Genomic DNA, 21,933 nt, shown 5'->3' with positions numbered 1-21,933 from the left:
ATTAATGTTTAATGATTAACGGATAATGATTAATCATTGTTTACGTGGTTTCGTCATCTTCTCCTTATGCAACTGGTAATAATCATTCAGCTCACGGTCTTTCTTAATCTTCTTACGCGTGCGGCGGATACCAACACCTGCAAACGAGCAATAGAGTACGGGGACAAGAATCAATGTCAGAATGGTAGATACCGTCAGACCGCCAATTACGGCAACACCCAACGGACGCCACATCTCGGCACCTTCACCCTGCCCTACAGCCATCGGCACCATACCGAGGATAGTGGTCAGCGTAGTCATCAATACCGGACGCAAACGGCTGCGGCCTGCCGTGACTACAGAGTGAAGCACCGCTTGACCACGTTCGCGGCAAAGCGTGATGTAGTCGATGAGTACGATACCGTTCTTCACCACAATACCAATCAACATGATTCCACCCAAAAGCGACATCACATTCAAATTGGTTCCCGTAAAGAATAATGCCATCAACACACCGCTGAATGCAAATGGAATGGAAAACATGATGATGAACGGATAGCTCAAAGACTCAAACTGAGCTGCCATCACAATGAATACGAGAATAACAATCAATACAGCCAGCGTTCCCAAGTCGGAGAATGAATCCTGTTGGTCCTCATACGAACCCGAAATCTGGATAGAAGCACCACTTGGTAAGTCCATCTTATCAATTATAGCATTACCATCGGCCACCACATCGCCCAAAGGTGCTCCCGAAATAACCGCAGATACAGTAACAATACGCTCACGGTCTTTACGTTCGATGGTAGGAGGAGCAGAACGCTCGACTACTTTGCCGAGGTCTTTCACGCGAATACCCTCACCGGAAGGCGTATAAATAAGGATGTTCTCCAAATCTTCAATCTTTGTACGGAATTCGGGAGCGTAACGCACACGGATGTCGTACTCGTCACCATCTTCGCGATAATAAGATGCCAAAGCACCATTTACACGATTACGCAGATAGTTGGAGGCAGTAGAAAGATTCAAGCCATGCAATGCCAGCTTCTCACGGTCAAAGTCCACCTGATATTCGGGCTGATAATCCTGACGGCTGATGTTCACTTCACTCACACCTTTCACCTGCAACAATTTCTCTTTCAGTTCGGCTGACACTTTGTCCGTAGCGGTGAAGTCGTAACCATAAACCTCAAAGTCGGCACTTGCCTGGGCGCTCATGCCGCCTGTGCTACCGCCCAGAATAACCTGCGCCTTGTCCAATTCAGGATACCCCTTCAAGTCCTCACGCATTTCGTCGCAAACGGTTTCCAGTGTCACGTCACGGTCTCCCGGACTCACCAGACTGATATTGAAACTAATGATATGACTACCGTTGTCCTGCATGGAAGCAAACGTATTGTCAGAGTCCGCCTGCCCCACAGTGTAGTTGCAAACTTTCATCATATCTCCGTAGCGCGTCATCCACTTGTTTGTCAGTTCCGAAGCCAACGCTTCCGCACGCTCCACACGGGCCCCGATGGGCAACTGAAGGTTGATACCGATGCGGCTATTGTCTGCTGCCGGGAAGAACTCGGTACCAATGTACTTGGCACAGAACAGACTTGCCACAAAGAATGCGGCACAGCCTATCATAACCGTCAAGCGATGGCGCACAGCCCAGTTCAACCGGTTCTGATACCACACGTCAAGACCGTCCAGCGCACGCTGAATCGGCGTATAGAGCGTAACGAACATCTTACTCTGCTTTTTCTGCAAACGCAGAAGCTGCGCACACATCATCGGGGTGAATGACAAGGCTGAAACTGTGGAAACCGTCATAATCACACACATCATCCATCCCAACTGACGGAATAACACACCGGACATACCACTTACCATCGTCAATGGGAAGAATACCGCAATCATAGTCAGCGTAGATGCAATTACGGAGATGGCCACCTCGTTCGTGGCATGTATCGCTGCCTGCTTCGGTTCGGAACCCCGTTCAATATGGGTCGTTACATTCTCGAGTACCACAATGGCGTCGTCCACCACGTTACCAATAGCAATAGAGAGACAAGAGAGCGAGATGATATTCAGTGAACCGCCGTCGATGATACCCAGATAGATGAACGAGGCAACCAGTGACATCGGTATGGTGATACAAATAATGACCGTGGCACGCCAACGCCCCAAAAAAACGAACACCACCAAGATAACGAACAGCATAGCGTACATAATGGTTTCCTCCAAGCTGTCTATTGTATTCAAGATGTTATCGGAAGTATTGACAATGATCCCCAGCTTCACATCGCTCGGCAGTGACTTCTGCAACTGCGGCAACATATCAATTACCTTCTGCGAAATAGCTACAGAATTGGCACCCGATTGTTTCTGCACCACAATCATAGCGCCCTGCACACCGTTGCTATACGTCTTCTGTGCACGTTCCTCCACAGAGTCCACAACTTTTGCCACATCGCGCAGATAGACGGAAGCACCGTTGTGCGTACCTACCACGATGTTCTCCATCTCTTTGGGATCCTTGAACTCACCTTCCACACGCAGCGAATAGGTATTGCTACCCACATCGAACGTACCGCCCGGCGTATTCCGGTTTTCGGCACTGATAATAGAGCTGATAGTTTCTACAGAAAGGTTGTAGGCATCCAGTTTATTGGGGTCGCAATATACATTGACCTCACGCTTGGGGGCACCCGAAATGGACACCGTACCCACACCGGGCACACGCGCCAAGGGATTCGCCACGTTGTCATCCAATATTTTGTAAAGAGCCGGCTGGCTCTCCTCTGCCTGCACGGAGAGCAGCAGGATAGGAATCATGTCCGTACTGAACTTGAAGATGATGGGAGTTTCGACCTCATCGGGCAGCATGGAGCTCACCATGTCCAGTTTATCACGCACGTCGTTCGTCAGCACGTCTATGTCATATCCATACTCAAACTCCAGCGTAATCACGGAAATATTCTCCGACGAACGGGAAGTGATATGCTTCAAGTTGCTGACCGAATTCAGCACGTTTTCCAACGGACGGGTCACGTTATTCTCGATGTCCGAGGCACTGGCACCCTGATAGGTCGTCATCACCATAATGGTGTTGGTCTCGATGTCCGGATAAAGGTCTACCGGCAATTTCGACAGAGAGAACAGACCAAATATAGCCACTGCCAGGAAGCAGAGCGAGGTCATAATCGGTTTCTTAACCGCTCCTTCGTATAAACTCATAAGATTAATTCTTTAATTTGCCAATGTGCTAATATGCTAATTGGCTGCGCAATGTAGCTACATCGGCACATTAGCATATTATCACATTACCACATTACCATATTATTTTTCTACCTCGACTTCCACACCATCGGCTAATTTAGACTGCCCAGCAATAACAACTTGAGAGTTATTGTCTACACCGGAAATCAACTCATACTCCGTATCCATACGACGGCCAAGCTCTACCTTATTATAAGACACCTTGCCGTCCTTGTAGACATAGACATAGCGGTCGCCTGAACCGGCACGCTTCACAATGGCCAGGTCGGGAACAACCACGTGGTCCTGTGTTCCGAAGTTCAGCGTGGCGCGGGCAAACATTCCCGGACGTACGCGCTGATCACGGTTGACAAGCTGTATCTCTACCGGGAAAGTACGGGTAGCCGGGTCGATGGTAGGATAAACAAGGCTGATTTTGCCTTCGAACTCCTCGTCACCATAGACATCTACTTTCACGGATACGGGAGCGCCCTTCTTCACTTTGGTAAAGTAGCCTTCGGATACGTTGATGTATAGTTTTACCGGAGTGATTTGCTCCACTACCAGTACCGGTTCTCCACCGCTATACATATCTCCGTTATCGTAATTGCGTGCCGTCACCACCCCGTTAATGGGACTGAGCAACGAGGTGTTCTCCAAGAGATTCTTATAGGAAGTCTCACGGATGTCGAGATTCATCTTGGCGGCATCCCACTCCGACTTGGAGGCACCGCCTACCTTATACAACTCGTCAATACGCTTGAACTCTATCTGCTGGTTGTCCAACTGATATTTTATCTGCTTCAGATTGGCAGCATCCATGCTGACCAGCTTCTGGCCTTTCGACACGCGGTCGCCCACCTCCACAAAGATGCGGTCTATACGCACCGGAGAAGAGGGAGCAATATTGTTTTTTACTTCGGCTTCCACCGTAGCGGTGTATTCCTGAATCTGTTCCACGGGACGGGACGACACCTCGGCCAGTTTCACCCTCGGCTTCTCGTCCACCTTCTCAGCAGCAGCTTTATCACTACCTCCGCTACATGCCCCCAACATGGCAACAACCAGCAGGGCCATCCATTGAAAACCTTTTTTCATATCGTTGTTCTTATTTCTATTCTTCATTCTTAGTTCTTCATTCTTCGTTCTCTGCAATATAATCCTTTCCCAGCACTTGGTCAAGGTCAGCCTTCGCTACCAGATAATCATAGATGGACTGATTGTAAGTCAGTTCAGCCTCCGTAAGCTGCACTTGTGATGTGTTCAGTTCCAACACCGTACCTTTGCCTACCTCATAGCGTTTACCGGCAATCTGCACAGCTTTCTGTGCCTGCATCACATTCTCGCGGTTGCTGACAACCTGCTCGGAACTGGCAGCCATGTTGTTCTGGTAGCTGGTAATCTGCATGTTCAGCTTTCGCTCTGTGTCCAGACGGTTCTGCTCCAACTGACGTATCTGAATACGGTTGGACTTGAGCTTGGTGAAATTGCTTGCCTTATACAAAGGAATACTCAGCGTAAACATCAGTGCGGAACTTCCGCTCCAATTATAATCGAGGATGTTCCAATCCTCGTTGTAGAGTGACTGGTACTGGTAAGAATAGTTCATACCCAAAGTAGGCATGAAGTTGGCACGGAGTGACTTGATGTTCTGATTGAGCATCTTCCGGTTCAAGTCCAACTGCTTCATCGTCGTATTATTGTTCAGATTGGCAGCGGGCTGATTCAGTTCATTGGCAAACAGCTCCGTCTCATAGTTGCCGAGATTGTCGGCAATCTCTATATCCACATCGGCCGTTACCCCCATCAGTACCTTCAACTGCAACTTGGACAACGTCACGGCATTACCCGCCGAAATCACATTCGGCTTAATGCTGCGCATCTGCACCTCGGCACTGATTTTATCGAACTCACTGACGGCACCCTGCTGATACTTGGCATTGACAATGTTGTAGTTGTCTTCCGCCAGCTTATAGCTCTTCTGCAACACATCGTAGGAGTCTTGCGTCAGCATCAGCTGATAGTAACCCTTAGTTACCTGGTTCACCAAGTCCAGCTTAGAAGCCCGTGACTTTTCCACAGCCAGTTCAATGTCTGTCTTCGTCATCGACATGGCCTTATATACGCTAGGGGCGAATATGGGCAAACTGATATTCAGCACCCCGCTTACCGTATTCGAATTGTCCATACCCATCTTGAACGACTGTCCGCCAAGATTCATCTGTGCCGCACTGATGGTATGATTCCACGTACCGTCAATGCTTGCCTGCGGAAGCAAGTTCTGCCAGGTTTCCTTGTGAGTCACTTTCTTCAAAGCAATTTCTTCCTCCGCCACCTTTATGGTAGGATTGTCGCTTAAAGCAATCTCCAAGGCACGGTCAAGGGTCAGGGTCAGGGTATCCTTTGCCTCTTGTGCGCGCACATAGCCGCCGGCATACAGCACAGCAACTGCCAACAGTAGTGCTCTTCCTACCCAAAATCTCTGCATCTTCATAAATCAAAAATAGATTATTTATTAAAACTACTCCTTCGTTTCATCCGGCTTTACCTGATTCTTGCGATATTCGCAGATAAAGTCCTCCAGGACACGGGCACCCTTCTCCGTAGAGATACCGCGCAAGAAAGTAAACATGATAGATTCGTACACTTCAAGGAAAGAATACTCATTGCAGATGTCCGAATTCATCAGCAAATCGAGCTGGTCGCGCACGAGCAGATTGATAATGGCGAAATTCACATCATCACGAAAAATGCCTTGCTTCACGCCCTCTTTGAAGAAGTTCACTGTATCTTCCGAGCTCCGGTTCCGATTGTTCTTCATCAACTGATAAGCCTTGGGATATTTCTTGATATCCTCAAAAAACTTCTTGTTCGTGGCATGAAAACGCTCTATGCTCCACTGATAACATCTCAACAAAACTTCCAATACGTTACTGGAAGTCTCTATTACTCCTTTCACAAAAATATCACCATCCTTCTGGGACTTCAGGATACATTCTTCCAACAAGGTTTCCTTGTCCGGAAAAACTTCGTAGAGAGTGCGCTTAGAGATACCCAAAGATGCGGCAATCTCATCCATCGTGATACTTTTTATTCCATTTGTTGTAAATAATTCTACGGCGGCCAGAATGATACGTTCCCTCAGTTCCACCCGTGATGTTGAATGCTTCGTGTGTTCGCCCATTTTTCTTCCCTTTCTAAACTAAAACTATTTTTATTCATTATCGGAATAAAACGGGACAAATATAGAAAGAAAACTCAATTCGCCAATTAAGTTTCCTTTCTTATTGTTAACAGATTAATAATTATTATGTTTCTGGCAGATTTATTGGGAAGTTCCTAATAATCAAACTTTGTCCGGTTGAGGAAAGCGACTGTCTTATGGATTTCCTTATACATCACAATGTCTTCCTTCACAAAAGGGACTTCCTTGCGATATTCGTGCAGGAAACGCTCCAGAACGGGAGAAGTCTTTGCCGGACGGCGGAAGTCGATGCCTTGAGCGGCATTCATCAGTTCGATGGCAAGGATATGCTCCAGATTGTCCATAATGCGATAAAGCTTAGTAGCTGCATTGGCACCCATGCTGACATGGTCTTCCTGCCCGTTGGAGGAAACGATGGAGTCGCTGCTGGCGGCATAGCAGTACATCTTATTCTGGCTTACCATAGACGCGGCAGCATATTGCGGAATCATGAAACCGGAGTTCAGACCGGGATTGGCCACAAGGAATTCCGGAAGTCCACGCAGCCCCATGATAAGCTGGGCGATGCGCCGCTCGGATATATTGCCCAGCTCTGCCAGGGCAATGCCGAGAAAGTCGTAGGAAATGGCAAGCGGCTGGCCGTGGAAGTTACCGCCCGAGATGATACGGTCCTCATCGGGGAAGATGGTGGGATTGTCCGTCACAGAATTGATTTCCGTCAGCAGGACGGAAGCCACGTAACGGATGGCGTCTTTCGTGGCCCCATGCACCTGAGGGATGCAACGGAACGAATAAGGGTCTTGTACATGCTGCTTGGGACGGGCTATCAGCTCGCTGCCTTCCAATAGTTTGCGGAAGTTGGCACCTGTTTCTATCTGGCCCTTGTGTGGACGAATCTGCTGGATACAGTCCATAAACGGATCTATACGCCCGTCGAAAGCTTCCAGGGAGAGGGCGGCAATCAAGTCGGCTTTCTTGGAGAGACGGAAGGCTTTGAGAAGAGCAAAGACACCGTTGGCACTCATAAACTGGGTGCCGTTGAGTAATGCCAATCCCTCTTTACTCATCAGCTTCACCGGTTCCCAACCGAACTCATCGAGCACACTGATAGCCTCGCGCTTCTTTCCTTTATAATAGACATCGCCCACACCGATAAGCGGCAAGAAGAGGTTGGCCAGAGGAGCCAGGTCGCCGGAGGCGCCCAGTGAGCCACGGTCATAAACGATAGGCATCACGTCGTTATTGAAGAAATCGAGGATGCGCTGCACGGTGATGACCTGCACACCGCTATGCCCCAAAGAGAGGGCATGCGCCTTGAGCAACATCATCAGTTTGATGATGACCGGGCGTATCTCCTCGCCCACACTGCAAGCATGGCTCTTGATGAGATTTTCCTGCAAGGTGCCCAGCTCGTCCGACGAAATGCTCTTACTGCACAATGAACCGAAACCGGTGGTAATGCCATACAAGGGTTCTTCCGACTCCGCAATCTTCTTGTCCAGATAATCGCGGCACTTCTGTATTCGCAGCTTGGCTTCCGGAGCCAGCTCCAGTTTCAGGTTTTCATTGATGATACGTTCGATGAGGTCGAAGGTCAACTCACCGGAACCTACATAATAGACATTGTTCATACTTTCAGCTCTTGATTGATTTCGTCCAACAATTCCTTTTCTTTCGCACAAGCCAGGCGTTCCAATTCGTCGGCTTCACTTTGGAGCTTGGACACAAACTCCTTGTCCTTCAGCGAACCCAGGTTGATGCGTACATTCATCAGTGCGCCCAGCACAGCCGAACGGGCAGACATCATAGCCACACAAGCATCCGTAACGGCATTGCGGTTGCCCAGGCGGGCTACATCCATGATGACCGTCATCAGCTCATACGCACTGCGTGCCACCTGCATGGGAACAAGGGCGGCAAGCTTGGTAGCCTCCTGGATGGCAACGCTGCGCGCCGCCTTTTCCTCATCCGTAGCTTTCGGCATCTTGAAGCAGGCAAACACCTTGTCGTAGGCTTCAGAGTCGCGGTCTATATCTGCTACAAAAGCCTCCTTTTGCTGCAAGGCAACTCCGGAGATATGGCGCATCAGCTCTTCGTGAAGTTCATAACCTTTCTTACCGATGGTGAGGTTAGCAACCATAGCGGCAAGAGCAGAAGCAATAGCACCGTTCAAAGCGGCAATACTACCGCCACCGGGGACGGGATCGCTACCCGCCACTTTATTCAAAAATTCCTTTACTGTCAAATCAACTAACATGATATTAAATATTAAAGATTAAGGATTAAGAGGGGATATCAGCACTTCTTAAAGTACAGGATAAAGCACTCCCCCCTTTATGGTGGTATTGACACAATTCATACCTACATAATAAGGTAAAAAGTGATAATTATCCGTATTGAGCACTACGAAGTCTCCTTTCTTACCCACCTCGATACTACCAATGCTGTCCGCACGGTTCAGAGCGGCCGCACCGTTCAAGGTCAGAGCAGTGATGGCCTCTTCAATACTCATTTTCATATAAATGCACGCCAAGGCAAATGTCAGGGGGATGGAACCGGAGAAACAACTGCCCGGATTGAGGTCGGTGGCAAGGGCCACGGCACAACCAGCATCAATCATTTCGCGCCCACGAGCATAGGGTTCCTTCAAAGCAAAGGCTGTCAGCGGAAGAAGGGTCGCCACAACTCCCTTGTCGGCCATGGCGCGGATGTCCGCATCCGAAGCATGCAGCAGATGGTCGGCAGAGACGGCAGAAAGTTCAGCAGCCAGTCCGGCACCCCCTAATGGTACAATCTCGTCGGCATGGAGTTTCAAGGCAAGTCCCATTTCCTTGGCTGCCAGCAAAAGGCGACGGGACTGCTCGATGGAGAAAACGCCCTGCTCACAGAAGACATCGCAGAACTCTGCCAAATTATTATGAACCACTACGGGCATCACTTCGCGGATAATGTAGTCCACGTACTCGTCCGTCTGTCCGTTGTATTCTGCAGGCACAGCATGTGCACCGAGAAAAGTGGAGACAACGTCTACACGCTTGTGCTCGTCATTATTAAGGCTACGCATCACCCGAAGCTGCAGGAGCTCGGTTTCCTTGTCCAGACCGTAGCCGCTCTTTCCCTCTACGGTAGTCACTCCCATAGCACTCATCTGCTTCAGAAAGCCCTCCGCCTTGCTGCGCAGCTGGATGAAATTGCATGCACGGGTAGCTTTCACCGTACTCACGATGCCTCCTCCACGTTCCATGATGGACATGTAACTCTCTCCCTTCAAACGCCAGGAGAACTCCTCGGCACGCTCGCCACCAAACACAAAATGTGTGTGTGAGTCCACAAAGCCGGGTAGCAGACACTTGCCGCGGGCATTGTAATGCCAGTAGTGCTGATAATAGCCGTCACGCTCCTCTCCACGGTTGGGACCGACGTAGGTGATGACACCGTCGGTCACTTCCACCGTAGCATTGTCGATGATGCTCAGTTGCTCCATCTCCTTGCCGCAACGGGCAGAAAAGCCGAGGGGGGTCACTACACGGGTATTGAATATAATAAGGTTTTCTGTCATAAAGCCTCTCTCCTAACCCCTCCCCCGTAGGGAGGGGAATTAAGTTAGTACTATTTAATTCGGTTACATTCGTGCTTCTAAGACTTGCTCCATGGAGAAGTTCTCCAATCCCAGATAGTAGGACGCTGTATCTATCAAGGCCTCCATCGGCACCAGACCGATAATTTCACTGCCCACAATGCTGACGCCGTAGCGGCGGGCTTCCACACGCACCAGCTCGAAGGCACGGTAGAGGGCGGTGCGGGTATAGTCCGTCATGTTGATGGATACCTGCGTGATGCCGCGGTCCTTCAACTCCACTCCCATTGCCTTGCAATAACGCAGTCCTCCGCCGATGAAACGGATTTTCTTAGCGATGTCATGGGCTATCTCCAGACTGGGGGTATTGAGGTTGATGTTATAAGCCACCAAAGGCATGCGGGCACCGATAGCCACTGTGCCTGCGGTGGGATGACGTTCGGCCAGTCCGAAGTCGGGATGCCATTCCGGTTGCTTTATCTTCTCGGCCATACCTTCGAACTCCCCTTTACGGACAGCAGCCAAATTCTCCCGATGAGGGGCAGAAGCAGACTTTTCATATAAGAAGACGGGAAGACTGTAACGTTTTGCAACCTCCTTGCCCACTTCTTTGGAGAGGGCAACGGCTTCTTCCATCGTCACATTCCGGATGGGGATAAAAGGTACTACATCTACAGCACCCATACGAGGATGCTGTCCCTGATGGTGATTGAGGTCTATCAGCTCTACCGCCACGCCGATAGCTTCGAGCACAGCATCACGAAGCGGTTCCGGCTCGCCCACTACGGTCACCACAAGGCGGTTGTGGTCTTCATCGTTACTGTAATCCAACAGTTTCACACCTTGTTTGCCCCGAAAAGGAGCTACTATCTTATCTATCTTCTGCAAATCGCGCCCTTCGCTGAAATTGGGGACGCATTCCATAATCTTATTCATAATGCTCTTTAAAAAAAATATATATACTCTGATTTTTCAGACGCAGATGACGCGGATTCTTTTTATCGGAATACAGAGACGTCGGGATTCTTTTGAAAGAAAAAATCCGCGTTATCCGCGTCTAAAAAATGAAATCATCACTTTACTTACTCCTTCACCACTTTCTGCACCAACTTCTCATCAGCCACATACGGCATCGTGATATGATAGCCGTCTGCATGCGTACGGTTAAACTCCTCGCTCGTCTCCATGGCATGCGGATTGCGTGCCCACGAACGGCGGGCCACACCACCCATCACATCCCACAACATAGCGGAACGCAGGATTTCGTCTACCCGGTCACTGCCGTCGCACACCATGCCGAAACCGCCGTTGATGGCTTTTCCGATACCTACGCCACCTCCATTGTGCAAGGCCACCAAGCTCATACCACGCGCACAGTTTCCAGCAAAACACTGCACCGCCATATCTGCCATGACATTACTGCCGTCCTTGATATTGGATGTTTCACGGAATGGAGAGTCTGTACCGCTGACATCGTGATGGTCGCGTCCCAACATAATGGGGCCGACCTCTCCCTTACGCACCATTTCATTGAAGCGCAAAGCTATATTCATACGTCCCACGGCATCCTGATAAAGAATACGAGCCTGCGTGCCTACCACCAAGTTGTTTTTCTCCGCATCACGAATCCAATTATAGTTATCCAAATCTTGCCCGCGACGTGTAGGGTCGATACATTCCATCGCCGCACGGTCGGTCTTCACCAAGTCTTCATGTTTTCCACTGAGGCACACCCAGCGGAACGGACCATAACCATAATCAAACAGTTCCGGTCCCATTATGTCTTCCACATAGCTGGGAAAGATGAAGCCGTTCTTATCATCTCCGTCCCGAGCAATTTCGCTCACGCCGGCATCGTAGACGGCTTTCATGAAGGAGTTCCCATAATCGAAAAAGTACGTGCCGTGTTCCACCAGCCTTTTTATAGCCTTGAAATGACGCTCCAAGGAAGCATCCACCAGACACCGGAACTTCGACGGATTCTCGTGCAGCATATGGGTACGCTGCCCAAACGTCAGTCCGGCGGGACAGTAACCGCCCTCATAGGTGGCATGGCAGGAAGTCTGGTCGGAAAGTAAATCTATGTGCAACTGCTTCTGCACCGCATATTCCAGCAAATCGACGACATTGCCGTGATAGGCCACAGAAACCGGGTGACACTCGTCCATAGCTTGTCGAGCCAGCGAGAAGGCTTCTTCCAGAGAATCCGTAACGTGTCCCACCCAACCCTGGGTATGGCGGGTTTCGATGCGGGAAGCATCCACCTCGGCAATGATTGCCGCCGCCCCTGCCATCTCGGCAGCTTTGGGCTGCGCACCGCTCATGCCTCCCAGACCGGAAGAAACAAACAAGCGTCCGCGTAAATCGCCGTCCTGCGGAATGCCCAGTTTCAGACGGCCTGCATTCAGCAACGTGTTGAACGTGCCGTGCACGATGCCCTGCGGACCGATGTACATCCAGCCGCCGGCAGTCATCTGGCCGTAGTTGGCAACACCCATCTGCATAGCGGTGTGCCAGTCCTTCTGATTATCATAGAGCCCCACCATCAGCGCATTGGTAATGATGACACGGGGTGCCTCGGGCTTGGACTTGAAAAGCCCCAACGGATGCCCGCTTTCGATGACCAGTGTCTGTTCGCGCGTCAACACTTCGAGGTACTGCTTGATGAGCCGGTATTGCATCCAGTTCTGGCAGACCTGTCCCGTCTCACCATAGGTAACTAATTCATACGGATAAAGGGCGATGTCGAAACAAAGATTATTGTCAATCATCACCTGGAATGCCTTGCCTTCAATGCAGTTCCCCTTGTACTCGTCGATGGGTTTCGCTTTGAGGTCGCCCTGCGGGCGGTAGCGGTAGCCGTAGATACGACCGCGTGTACGCAACTCTTCCATGAACTCCGGGGCAAGGGTTTCGTGCAGTTCTTTGGGGATGTAGCGCAAAGCGTTCTTCAATGCCGTAGCCGTCTGCGCAGGGGTAAGGGTGTAGCCACGGTCGGGTGCCCGCCGGATGCCCTCGACAAAGGAAGGATAGGAAGGCAGTGTTTTACTTAAGGTTATCTCCATGTCCTATAAAGATTAAGGATTTACAAAGTGTCAGCCCACGAAGGCTATATTTGCCGCAATATAGAAATAAATCCCGATATTCGCAATGGAATGCCAGGATTATTTATCTTTTAGTCAGAAACCGACCAAAACACTTCGCCCGCCCCCCGCTGTTTGTTACAACGCTTTTATCAGAGATTATCCCAGAACCTGCAAACATTTCAGATGTTTTTGCCTCCACACACTACATTTTATCAAAATAATCTCTATATTTGTGAAACTCTTCCAAAAAAAGACGAGATAAAATCATTAAAAGCCAAAAGAATATAACTATGAAAAACTTACTATCAAGTATCATCCTGACAATCGGCATGCTTAGCTGTGCTAGTTGCACAGACCTTATGAAGGACGACGGTTCCAGAGGATTTGCCAACGTGGCCACCATCGTGGGAGATGCAGAAAACGGTTTCTACTGCTACCAGAGACACTATGCCGGTCTGGTTGTTTCGCACAGCAAGGAACTTGCCGGCAAGGAACGGGGTTACTTCAACTTTTATTACACAGAAGACGACTGGACCACCTCTACCAATGGCATGAAATATATCGACAATGCGCAGGTCTATACAATAGAGGCATACGAAACAGTTCATCCCCTCACCCAGGAGGAAGCGGATGCCGGACACATCACCGGCAATGAAAATTGTACTATTCCCCAATCATTGTCTATAGATTATGCCTCTTACGGCTATGTGGATTTACAGGCCGGATTCTCCACCTTCAACCACATAAACGGCGAAATCCACAACGGAGAAGTGAATCTGGTATACGACGCAACCAAGCAGGAACCGGACACGCTCAGACTGCAACTTTGCTACAATCCGCGCATTCCCGACGGATGGACAAAAACAAGCCATCACTTCCGTACCGTATCATGCGATATCTCTTCTCTATCTTCTCTCCAACAATGGAGCGATTCGCTGACCCTCGTCATTGATGACGGAAGCAAAAAGAAGCATCTGAGAAGAATGAGCCGGAACGACTTCTTGAAACCCAGCCCCGAGACTAAATAACCAAAATCAAAGCATTTTTTTCTTTATTCAGTCTTCGTTGGTTTTGGCATACCTCAAGAGTAGCTCTCCTCTTTTAAGAGTCAGACTGTCCTGCGTCAGTTTTTCTATTGTCAGCGTATCCGTAAAAGAAATATTCTGGTGATTGCCGATGCTGGTACCTGAAAGTAACAACCGGTTTCCTACTTTTTTCCATGCCTCATATTTCAAGGTGGCCATGTTAATGGAAGAGGCGCTTCCGTCCCCATCAAGAACGAAACCTTGTTGCATACCGGACATTCCCGGAACCGGCTCCACCCAAGAGCCTTCAATGGAGGCATTGTTGCAAGCAGTCAAAGCAACCATGCCAAGAACAGCAGTTAAATCTCTCAATCTTTTCATGTCTCTTTTCTTTTTAAAACTATATTTCTAAACAAAGGAACTCTTGTATTTCCTCTATGTTCCTGCAAAAATAATGTTTTTACGGGAGCTTCCATATATTGAAGAGTCTTTTCACAAAACAAATTATGAATATTTATTTGGAAATTATTCAAGCTAGCATTACCTTTGCGCCGAAATTCAAAAAACGATATGAACCAGTCCTTAACTACAACATACAATACGCGCAATGCTGCATGGGGCAACAAGACCTTATGCGGCCATTTCATAGTGCACGTACATTGGTTCAGCGGATTCATTTAACTACCCTGCAATTTACATTTTACTATTTTGCACTTCCCTTACCGAGAAAAGGAGGGAGAAATGCCGTGTATGGGGTTTCCATTCGGAAAAACCGGACTAACCTATGTATTCACCAAAAAGAAGAAGAAAACTTATGTTTACAATTATATCTATCATGTTTATAGGAATCGGTATCGGATACCTGATGCGTAACGTACAAATGTTGCAAAAAGTGGAGAAAAGCGCCTCGCTCACCATCTTACTGCTGCTCTTTGTACTCGGTGTATCCATCGGCTCCAACCGTCTGATTGTTGACAATCTGGGAAGATTCGGGTGGCAGGCCGCCGTACTGGCCTCACTGAGCATTACAGGCAGCATGCTGGCCTCACTGATGGTGTTTCACCTATTTTTCAAGAAAGGAGAGAAGAGATGAAGGGAAGTTTGACGGTTGTTGCATTTTTCTGTGCCGGCTGCCTGATGGGAGTAGCCAATGATTTTCAGTTCGACCTGCACGACTTATCCATGTATGTGCTCTATGCATTGATGTTCCAGGTGGGCATCGGCATCGGGAGCAACAAGAAACTGAAGGAGCTGGTCAAGAGCCTGCGGCCCAAAATGCTTTTGGTGCCGATGGCCACCATTGTGGGAACGCTGTTGTTCTCCGCCTTCGCCAGTCTGCTGTTGAGCCAATGGAGTGTGTTCGACTGCATGGCGGTGGGTAGCGGATTTGCTTATTATTCGCTTTCCTCCATTCTGATTACGCAATTCAAGGAACCTTCCATAGGCCTGCAACTCGCCACGGAGCTGGGCACCATCGCCCTGCTTGCCAATATCTTCCGTGAAATGATGGCTTTGCTGGGTGCACCGCTCATCCGGAAATATTTCGGCAAACTGGCACCTATATCGGCGACAGGGGTCAATTCGATGGATGTACTTCTACCCTCCATCACCCAATATTCCGGAAAGGACGTGATTCCTATCGCTATATTCCACGGAATATTAATTGATATGAGTGTACCGGTATTCGTATCCTTCTTCTGCAATCTGTAAACAGCAGGCCGAAAAGAGGGAGATAAGGCCTCATTGTATTCATACTGTAACAACGTGAACAACAGCGACTTCTCACTGCAAAGTGAGTGCATGCATTTTGCAGTGCCACTGCATACCGTTTGCAGCATCACTGCATACCTATTTGCAGTGATACTGCAACTGCTTTGCAGCGCGACTGCAACGGGTTTGCAGTGACGCTGCAAAAGGTGTGCAGTGACTTTGCAGCCGGTCACCAAGCTACCGCATACTCGTAGTGGTCGAACTTAGGCTTGGTGCCTATGCCTACCGCATTGAATACCCGGGCTATCCGCTGCTGTTCTTCGGGAGAGATAGGGCGCTCGCCCTTGCGGCAATGATAGTAATAGCGTTCGCAAGAGAAGCATCCCATCACGCGATGGCGCACGGTGAAAAGCAGCTTGGTGGGTACTTCGTCGAAAAGGCGTGTCATACCGCGGGCATAGTGCAGCTGCTCGCTGGAGCGGTAACGGGCACAAGTGGAGGACCCGGACAAGCTGCCGACATAAAAAGGATTCACCGCACGAACGGACTGTGGCTGGGGGCCTTCACTCTCGGACAACAGTTGTGCCGCTATCGCCCGCAGGCAGGAAGAGGCTTTGGGGCACTTTCCGTTACCCGCAAAGCAGTATTCGTACCCATCGGGCACGTCTTGCAATAATATCATCTTATTAATGATTAGTGATTAATGGACGGAGTGCACGCAGATACTTGCCGATGACCTCTGCCGACTCGCTTGTTTCTTTCTCGAATTCGGCGTGCAGTGTCGGGTATCCGGCAAGCAATTGCATCATTCGCTCACGTCCCACGAACTCGGACTTTCCGGTTTCGGGATTCAGTTCGTAATAGACGCGGGCATGCACCAGTCCCGAAGCATTGATGGCGTCTCCCACTTCACCGCCCAATCGTGTGGCATCATCGGGAGTCATGGTACTGGTGGCTGCTTGTCCCACAGGCTGTGCACAGAAGTAAACCTTGCCGCCGAGCCACATGGCAGGTGCATACCACTGCCCGAAGCGATAACGCTTATAGCGCATCTTACGGCAATTGACATAAAGCGAGGTATCTACCCGTACAGCATAACAACGGGACTTCAAATAACGGCAAAGACCGGGATTGTCGTCTACCGTAATACGATAATCGGCACCGCCCATGAGGTAAATCTGGTTCTTTGTACGCTTCTCAATCTTCAGTGTGGTAACCGTATCGCCACGGTTCTCCACCAACTCTTTCAGATTGGAATACATTACCTGTTGCGCCCCCACCGGCAAAACCGCCAGCAACATCAGAACGCCTGACAACCAACTCTTCTTCATATCCCAACCTCCTCTTTTCTGAAACTTTGTTTTAGTGAGCGAAAGGTACATTTTTTATCGGAAGTAGACAAAAAATCGCGGAAAAAACAATTGGAAATGTATATCTTTGCCTTAAACTTAACATGTATGGAGCAAATAAATACGATAGATAAAATCAGCGCCGTCTACCGCAACACGGCAGAAGAGGCAAGACAAGAACTGAATAAAGTACAACAGAAGATTTACCGCATCGGCAGCCTGCGCCTGCTGCTATTTGTGGCAGGAGTAGTAGGAATTATCTATTTCTGGAGCGAGAGCTGGGGTATACTGGCCTGCATTGCCCTCATCACCCTACTGCCGTTCCTATTTTTAATGAAATACCACAACCGGCTGTTCCATCGCAAGGACTATCTGGAAAAGAAGATGGAAATCAACGAGCAGGAACTCGCCGCTCTGGATTACGATACGTCTTCTTTCGATGACGGCGAAGCATACATCGACCCCACCCATCTCTACACCTATGATTTGGATGTTTTCGGTCCGCATTCCCTTTTCCAGTACATCAACCGTACCTGCACACAGCCCGGGAAACACCGCCTCGCCCACTGGCTGGGGAAACATCTCGAGAGAAAGGAAGAAATCATCCGCCGACAAGAAGCCGTCAGTGAACTGGCTCCGGAACTGAAATTCCGTCAGCGCTTCCGTATCCTCGGCCTGCTGTACAAAGGAAAAGCCGCCGATGAAACAGAACTGTGCCAATGGGCGGAAAGTCCGAGCATCTTCCGGAGCCGGAAATTACTGCGCCTCCTGCCGGTACTGGTGACGGGAGCCAACCTCATCTGCCTCGCACTCGTCATGGCAGGAATTCTGTCCGCAAGTATCTACGGCATCATCTGGACCTGCTTCGTCATCGCCGGCTTCGGCTTCACTGGCAAAGTCACCAAGATGCAGGCCATCTATGGCAAAAAACTGCAAATTCTCTCCACCTACGCCGCCCTGCTCCACCTCATGGAAAAGCAGCCTGCACAAGCCACCCTGCTCAAAGAGATAAGACAACAGATTGACGGAGAAAAACGGAAAGCCTCCCACTCCATCAGCAGGCTGAACAAGCTCATGGATGAACTCGACCAACGCAACAATGTCTTTATGTACGTCATTCTGAACGGCCTCTTCTTCTGGGAACTGCGTCAAATCATGCGCATTGAAGCCTGGAAAGAGCAATATGCCGCTGAACTGCCCGGGTGGCTCGATGCCATCGGACAAATGGATGCGCTCAACTCACTGGCAACATTTGCCTATAATCATCCGGACTATATTTACCCAAAGATAGTTCAAGCGGAAAGAAAGGGAAAAGGAAACCTAAATAAAGAAGAAGAAAGCAATTCTGAAACGGAAGCACCCATCAATGCCCCTTCCTCCTTCCGTCTCCGTGCCGAAGCCCTGGGCCATCCGCTGATGAACCGTGACCGCTGTGTCCGCAATGACATCGACATGGTGAAACGACCGTTTTTCATCATCGTCACCGGCGCCAACATGGCAGGGAAAAGCACCTATCTGCGTACGGTGGGCATCAATTACCTCCTTGCCTGCATCGGCGCCCCCGTCTGTGCCCGCCAAATGGAAATATGCCCGGCCCGGCTCATCACTAGCCTGCGTACCTCGGATTCACTGAACGACAACGAGTCCTACTTCTTTGCCGAACTCAAACGTCTGAAACTCATCATAGACAAGCTGCAGGCTGGTGAGGAGCTTTTCATCATCCTCGACGAAATTCTGAAAGGTACCAACTCCATGGACAAGCAGAAAGGCTCCTTTTCCCTTATCAAGCAATTCATGACTTTGCAGGCCAATGGCATCATTGCCACCCACGACCTGCTGCTGGGAACACTCATCGACCTCTTCCCCGATGACATCCGCAACTATCGCTTCGAAGCAGACATTACAGACAATGAACTGACCTTCTCCTACCGCTTGCGCCCAGGCATCGCCCAGAATATGAACGCCTGCTTCCTGATGAAAAAAATGGGGATTGCCGTTGCCGACTAATCCCCACCACAGTTAAAGTCAAGTCTAACTCTTTGACTGATTATGCTGTTTTACATTTCTCCAGGAAAGTAGATACTGCAACCGCATCGCTACCCGTATAGTAGCGTACGGAAGTTACCGGAGTATACGTGTAAGGCACAAACTGATACAACTGTACAGCCGCAAATTTATTGTCCTGCGAAATCATGACATCCATGCGCACATTTCCACTGCCGCTACTTTTTATTTCAGTCTCGCCATTCAGCTGTTCATTCTCAATCATATCTGTAAGTTTGCCCAAATATTTCAAATCGAAGAAAACACTGCGTTCCTTGGTCACACTGCCCGTCGGCAAATAGACCACTTCCTTCGATTTCCAAAACAGACGGAACACGCCAAGCAAGACGAATGCCGTACCCAGCACCATCAAAGCCATGCTGAGAGTGGAAGATTTATCACTCATCTCAAAAATGGATGCAAAAATAAAAACACCGACCAGCAGCATAGCTACTGAAAAGATAAGTCCTGAAACACTGGTACGCTTTACAATATCGGGATGTGAAGACGCAAAAAGAGTTGCGTCAATAGTTTGAGTTGCCATAATTATAATATGTTTTAATGAATTTATTAGAAATAGAAAATACAGTATTTCCCTGCAAAAACACATAGTCTGACCATACACAAGGGAAAAAGGAAAATTCAATAAAACACTAAATGAGAATACGCCTTAGTGTGAAAATGTAATATTCGCACACCGGCTGGCAACGATAATAGGCAGTGGCATCATAGAGTTTCTCACGATGCAGAGACAAAACAGCCGCTCGCTGGGCCAGTTTGTCAATCCAGTCCTTTAAAGAAAATATATATTCCGTGGTAGAAATACGCTGTATACGGGAGTACGTCAGCGAATGTAATTGTCCACCCATGCCCGCCAGCTCTGCATCCGGCAGATAAGGCAATTGAGGCATCGCAATATAGGCATCAGTCTGCTCATGTACGGCAATAGTATTCTCACTCACAACATTCCCACCACTCGCCGCTTTATTGGCAAATGTATCGCTTACAGTCTGCCATAAAGCCAATGCAAGCACCATGAATCCTATGAATCTTAAGAATTTAGCCATATCTATGTGCAAATATAACAGTTTCTTTCAGGAATTTGTTTAATGCACACATCTTTTAATGTTTCTTGGATGATTTATAGGAAATAAAAAGCCGCTCCAAACAAATTGGAACGGCTTCTATATATAAAAAGAATAGTTGAATTATTCAGCTTTAGCTTCCTCAGCAGCAGGAGCTTCTGCAACTGGTGCAGCAGTTTCTGCAGCAGGAGTAGCTTCAGTAGCAGCAGCTTTCTTTGAACGGCGGGTACGAGTAGCCTTCTTGGCAACCTTTTCCTTAGCCATGTTTTCGTTGTAGTCAACGAGTTCAATGAAGCACATTTCAGCATTGTCACCCAAACGGTTACCAGTCTTGATAATACGAGTGTAACCACCCGGACGATCAGCAATCTTCACAGAGATTTCTTTAAACAATTCAGTTACAGCATACTTGTCTTGCAAATTGCTAAATACAACACGACGGGAATTAGTCGTATCGTCTTTAGCCTTTGTAATCAAAGGCTCAACAAACTTCTTCAAAGCTTTAGCCTTTGCAACGGTCGTAGTGATTCTTTTGTGCTTAATCAAAGAACACGCCATATTAGCCAACATAGCGTTTCTATGAGAGGCAGTACGACCCAAATGGTTGAATTTCTTATTATGTCTCATTTTTTATTCTTTATCTAATTTATATTTAGAAATATCAGTTCCAAACGACAGATTCAGACTTTCCAGCAAATCATCAAGCTCGGTAAGCGATTTCTTTCCGAAGTTTCTGAATTTCAGCAAATCCGTCTTGTTGAATTGTACCAAGTCACCAAGAGTCTCTACATCTGCAGCCTTCAGACAGTTGAGGGCACGTACAGAGAGATCCATATCAACGAGCTTGGTCTTCAGCAACTGACGCATGTGCAATACTTCTTCATCAAACTCTTCATTGCCGTCAACATCATTTGTTTCCAGCGTGATCTTCTCGTCAGAGAAAAGCATGAAGTGATAAATCAGAATCTTTGCAGCTTCTTTCAGGGCTTCTTTCGGATGAATGGAACCGTCGGTAGTAATCTCAAGTACCAGTTTCTCGTAGTCGGTCTTCTGCTCTACACGGAAGTTCTCTACCTGATACTTCACATTACGTATCGGAGTATAAATAGAATCGATAGGAATTACGTTCACATCGGTGCAATATTCGCGGTTTTCGTCAGCAGGAACATAACCACGACCTTTGTTGATCGTAATATCTATCTGCATAGTCGACTTTGAATCTAAATGACAAATAACTAATTCAGGATTTAACACTTCAAATCCAGTCAAATACTTACCTATGTCACCTGCTTTAAATTCACTTGAATTCTCGACTGTAATACTTACTTTCTCACTCTCGAATTCTTCAACTACTTGCTTGAATCTCACTTGTTTCAGATTCAAGATAATGTTAGTAACATCCTCTTTTGCCCCCGGAACACTGGAAAATTCATGCTCAACACCGTCTATCTTGATAGTAGTGATAGCAAAACCTTCCAATGAAGAAAGCAGGATGCGGCGCAGTGCATTACCCACGGTAATACCGAAACCGGGCTCCAACGGACGAAATTCGAATTTTCCGAATCTAGAGTCCGCTTCCAACATTAATACTTTATCAGGTTTTTGAAATGCTAATATCGCCATGAAAT

Annotated in this window: 20 protein-coding genes; 4 read left to right on the top strand and 16 right to left on the bottom strand. The window is 48.4% G+C overall.

Annotated elements, in window-relative coordinates:
* Positions 1-33 precede the first annotated feature (33 nt).
* The 9 genes from DXD78_RS18050 to DXD78_RS18010 form a co-directional block, all read right to left on the bottom strand.
* Entirely contained in the window at positions 34-3,204 is a 3,171-nt protein-coding gene (locus DXD78_RS18050; RefSeq protein ID WP_009037292.1) for an efflux RND transporter permease subunit, read from the bottom strand.
* A 102-nt stretch (positions 3,205-3,306) separates the two neighbouring features.
* Positions 3,307-4,323 carry an efflux RND transporter periplasmic adaptor subunit gene (locus tag DXD78_RS18045; protein WP_016271985.1) on the bottom strand — a complete coding sequence of 339 codons (1,017 nt, stop codon included), beginning with the start codon at positions 4,321-4,323 and terminating at the stop codon, positions 3,307-3,309.
* A gap of 37 nt (positions 4,324-4,360) precedes the next feature.
* Positions 4,361-5,719, bottom strand: coding sequence for a TolC family protein (locus DXD78_RS18040; protein WP_005825645.1), 1,359 nt, complete (start codon positions 5,717-5,719; stop codon positions 4,361-4,363).
* Between the two features lie 27 nt (positions 5,720-5,746).
* Positions 5,747-6,409, bottom strand: coding sequence for a TetR/AcrR family transcriptional regulator (locus DXD78_RS18035; RefSeq protein WP_005825647.1), 663 nt, complete (start codon positions 6,407-6,409; stop codon positions 5,747-5,749).
* 155 nt (positions 6,410-6,564) lie between these two features.
* Positions 6,565-8,061 (bottom strand): histidine ammonia-lyase, encoded by a 1,497-nt coding sequence (gene hutH, locus DXD78_RS18030; RefSeq protein WP_005825651.1) that lies wholly within the window; start codon positions 8,059-8,061, stop codon positions 6,565-6,567.
* Positions 8,058-8,687 carry a cyclodeaminase/cyclohydrolase family protein gene (locus DXD78_RS18025; protein WP_034529111.1) on the bottom strand — a complete coding sequence of 210 codons (630 nt, stop codon included), beginning with the start codon at positions 8,685-8,687 and terminating at the stop codon, positions 8,058-8,060. Before DXD78_RS18025 ends, hutH begins: the two co-directional genes overlap by 4 nt.
* A 48-nt stretch (positions 8,688-8,735) precedes the next feature.
* A complete protein-coding gene (hutI, locus tag DXD78_RS18020; RefSeq protein WP_009037294.1) occupies positions 8,736-9,989 on the bottom strand; it encodes an imidazolonepropionase in 1,254 nt (417 codons plus the stop codon).
* A 63-nt stretch (positions 9,990-10,052) separates the two neighbouring features.
* Entirely contained in the window at positions 10,053-10,943 is an 891-nt protein-coding gene (ftcD, locus tag DXD78_RS18015) for a glutamate formimidoyltransferase (protein WP_005825654.1), read from the bottom strand.
* 146 nt (positions 10,944-11,089) lie between these two features.
* Positions 11,090-13,072: a urocanate hydratase gene (locus tag DXD78_RS18010; RefSeq protein WP_009037295.1), complete on the bottom strand. Its 1,983-nt coding sequence runs from the start codon at positions 13,070-13,072 to the stop codon at positions 11,090-11,092.
* A 311-nt stretch (positions 13,073-13,383) separates the two neighbouring features.
* Here DXD78_RS18010 and DXD78_RS18005 point away from each other — a divergent pair, with 311 nt between their 5' ends.
* Positions 13,384-14,121 carry a hypothetical protein gene (locus tag DXD78_RS18005; RefSeq protein ID WP_016271991.1) on the top strand — a complete coding sequence of 246 codons (738 nt, stop codon included), beginning with the start codon at positions 13,384-13,386 and terminating at the stop codon, positions 14,119-14,121.
* A 27-nt stretch (positions 14,122-14,148) separates the two neighbouring features.
* Here the strand turns inward: DXD78_RS18005 and DXD78_RS18000 are convergent, their stop codons facing one another.
* Entirely contained in the window at positions 14,149-14,499 is a 351-nt protein-coding gene (locus tag DXD78_RS18000; protein WP_005825659.1) for a lipocalin family protein, read from the bottom strand.
* A gap of 433 nt (positions 14,500-14,932) precedes the next feature.
* Here DXD78_RS18000 and DXD78_RS17990 point away from each other — a divergent pair, with 433 nt between their 5' ends.
* On the top strand, positions 14,933-15,211 hold the full coding sequence (locus DXD78_RS17990) for a LysO family transporter (protein ID WP_005825664.1): 279 nt from the start codon (positions 14,933-14,935) through the stop codon (positions 15,209-15,211).
* Positions 15,208-15,828, top strand: coding sequence for a lysine exporter LysO family protein (locus DXD78_RS17985; protein ID WP_117652908.1), 621 nt, complete (start codon positions 15,208-15,210; stop codon positions 15,826-15,828). Before DXD78_RS17990 ends, DXD78_RS17985 begins: the two co-directional genes overlap by 4 nt.
* Before the next feature lie 229 nt (positions 15,829-16,057).
* Here the strand turns inward: DXD78_RS17985 and DXD78_RS17980 are convergent, their stop codons facing one another.
* Entirely contained in the window at positions 16,058-16,510 is a 453-nt protein-coding gene (locus DXD78_RS17980; protein WP_009037297.1) for a DUF6078 family protein, read from the bottom strand.
* Positions 16,511-16,514: 4 nt separating this feature from the next.
* The gene (locus tag DXD78_RS17975) at positions 16,515-17,159 is read right to left on the bottom strand and encodes a DUF6563 family protein (RefSeq protein ID WP_034529315.1); all 645 of its coding nucleotides are present in this window, start codon (positions 17,157-17,159) and stop codon (positions 16,515-16,517) included.
* A gap of 126 nt (positions 17,160-17,285) precedes the next feature.
* Between DXD78_RS17975 and DXD78_RS17970 the strand changes: the two genes are divergently transcribed.
* On the top strand, positions 17,286-19,184 hold the full coding sequence (locus tag DXD78_RS17970; protein ID WP_009037299.1) for a MutS family DNA mismatch repair protein: 1,899 nt from the start codon (positions 17,286-17,288) through the stop codon (positions 19,182-19,184).
* A gap of 40 nt (positions 19,185-19,224) precedes the next feature.
* Here DXD78_RS17970 and DXD78_RS17965 read toward each other — a convergent pair whose 3' ends face one another.
* The 4 genes from DXD78_RS17965 to DXD78_RS17950 form a co-directional block, all read right to left on the bottom strand.
* On the bottom strand, positions 19,225-19,764 hold the full coding sequence (locus tag DXD78_RS17965) for a hypothetical protein (RefSeq protein ID WP_005833536.1): 540 nt from the start codon (positions 19,762-19,764) through the stop codon (positions 19,225-19,227).
* A gap of 109 nt (positions 19,765-19,873) precedes the next feature.
* A complete protein-coding gene (locus DXD78_RS17960; protein WP_005825677.1) occupies positions 19,874-20,287 on the bottom strand; it encodes a hypothetical protein in 414 nt (137 codons plus the stop codon).
* 141 nt (positions 20,288-20,428) lie between these two features.
* Positions 20,429-20,932, bottom strand: coding sequence for a 50S ribosomal protein L17 (rplQ, locus tag DXD78_RS17955; RefSeq protein WP_005825680.1), 504 nt, complete (start codon positions 20,930-20,932; stop codon positions 20,429-20,431).
* Between the two features lie 3 nt (positions 20,933-20,935).
* Positions 20,936-21,928, bottom strand: coding sequence for a DNA-directed RNA polymerase subunit alpha (locus DXD78_RS17950; protein WP_005825683.1), 993 nt, complete (start codon positions 21,926-21,928; stop codon positions 20,936-20,938).
* Between the last annotated feature and the right edge of the window lie 5 nt (positions 21,929-21,933).

It is taken from the genome of Bacteroides sp. D20 (assembly GCF_003436255.1).
GTDB lineage: Bacteria > Bacteroidota > Bacteroidia > Bacteroidales > Bacteroidaceae > Bacteroides > Bacteroides uniformis.
Note: the sequence above shows the minus strand (reverse complement) of the source record. Positions and strands in the feature narration are given on the sequence as shown.

What these genes read in the sequence shown, in the direction of transcription:
- DXD78_RS17950 (WP_005825683.1), bottom strand. Translation starts at nt 21,928, where the DNA reads ATGGCGATATTAGCATTTCAAAAACCTGATAAAGTATTAATGTTGGAA.
- DXD78_RS17990 (WP_005825664.1), top strand. Translation starts at nt 14,933, where the DNA reads ATGTTTACAATTATATCTATCATGTTTATAGGAATCGGTATCGGATAC.
- DXD78_RS18035 (WP_005825647.1), bottom strand. Translation starts at nt 6,409, where the DNA reads ATGGGCGAACACACGAAGCATTCAACATCACGGGTGGAACTGAGGGAA.
- DXD78_RS18025 (WP_034529111.1), bottom strand. Translation starts at nt 8,687, where the DNA reads ATGTTAGTTGATTTGACAGTAAAGGAATTTTTGAATAAAGTGGCGGGT.
- hutH (WP_005825651.1), bottom strand. Translation starts at nt 8,061, where the DNA reads ATGAACAATGTCTATTATGTAGGTTCCGGTGAGTTGACCTTCGACCTC.
- DXD78_RS18045 (WP_016271985.1), bottom strand. Translation starts at nt 4,323, where the DNA reads ATGAAAAAAGGTTTTCAATGGATGGCCCTGCTGGTTGTTGCCATGTTG.
- ftcD (WP_005825654.1), bottom strand. Translation starts at nt 10,943, where the DNA reads ATGAATAAGATTATGGAATGCGTCCCCAATTTCAGCGAAGGGCGCGAT.
- rplQ (WP_005825680.1), bottom strand. Translation starts at nt 20,932, where the DNA reads ATGAGACATAATAAGAAATTCAACCATTTGGGTCGTACTGCCTCTCAT.
- DXD78_RS18040 (WP_005825645.1), bottom strand. Translation starts at nt 5,719, where the DNA reads ATGAAGATGCAGAGATTTTGGGTAGGAAGAGCACTACTGTTGGCAGTT.
- DXD78_RS18050 (WP_009037292.1), bottom strand. Translation starts at nt 3,204, where the DNA reads ATGAGTTTATACGAAGGAGCGGTTAAGAAACCGATTATGACCTCGCTC.
- DXD78_RS17985 (WP_117652908.1), top strand. Translation starts at nt 15,208, where the DNA reads ATGAAGGGAAGTTTGACGGTTGTTGCATTTTTCTGTGCCGGCTGCCTG.
- DXD78_RS17970 (WP_009037299.1), top strand. Translation starts at nt 17,286, where the DNA reads ATGGAGCAAATAAATACGATAGATAAAATCAGCGCCGTCTACCGCAAC.
- DXD78_RS18000 (WP_005825659.1), bottom strand. Translation starts at nt 14,499, where the DNA reads ATGAAAAGATTGAGAGATTTAACTGCTGTTCTTGGCATGGTTGCTTTG.
- DXD78_RS17965 (WP_005833536.1), bottom strand. Translation starts at nt 19,764, where the DNA reads ATGGCAACTCAAACTATTGACGCAACTCTTTTTGCGTCTTCACATCCC.
- DXD78_RS17975 (WP_034529315.1), bottom strand. Translation starts at nt 17,159, where the DNA reads ATGAAGAAGAGTTGGTTGTCAGGCGTTCTGATGTTGCTGGCGGTTTTG.
- DXD78_RS17980 (WP_009037297.1), bottom strand. Translation starts at nt 16,510, where the DNA reads ATGATATTATTGCAAGACGTGCCCGATGGGTACGAATACTGCTTTGCG.
- hutI (WP_009037294.1), bottom strand. Translation starts at nt 9,989, where the DNA reads ATGACAGAAAACCTTATTATATTCAATACCCGTGTAGTGACCCCCCTC.
- DXD78_RS18010 (WP_009037295.1), bottom strand. Translation starts at nt 13,072, where the DNA reads ATGGAGATAACCTTAAGTAAAACACTGCCTTCCTATCCTTCCTTTGTC.
- DXD78_RS17960 (WP_005825677.1), bottom strand. Translation starts at nt 20,287, where the DNA reads ATGGCTAAATTCTTAAGATTCATAGGATTCATGGTGCTTGCATTGGCT.
- DXD78_RS18005 (WP_016271991.1), top strand. Translation starts at nt 13,384, where the DNA reads ATGAAAAACTTACTATCAAGTATCATCCTGACAATCGGCATGCTTAGC.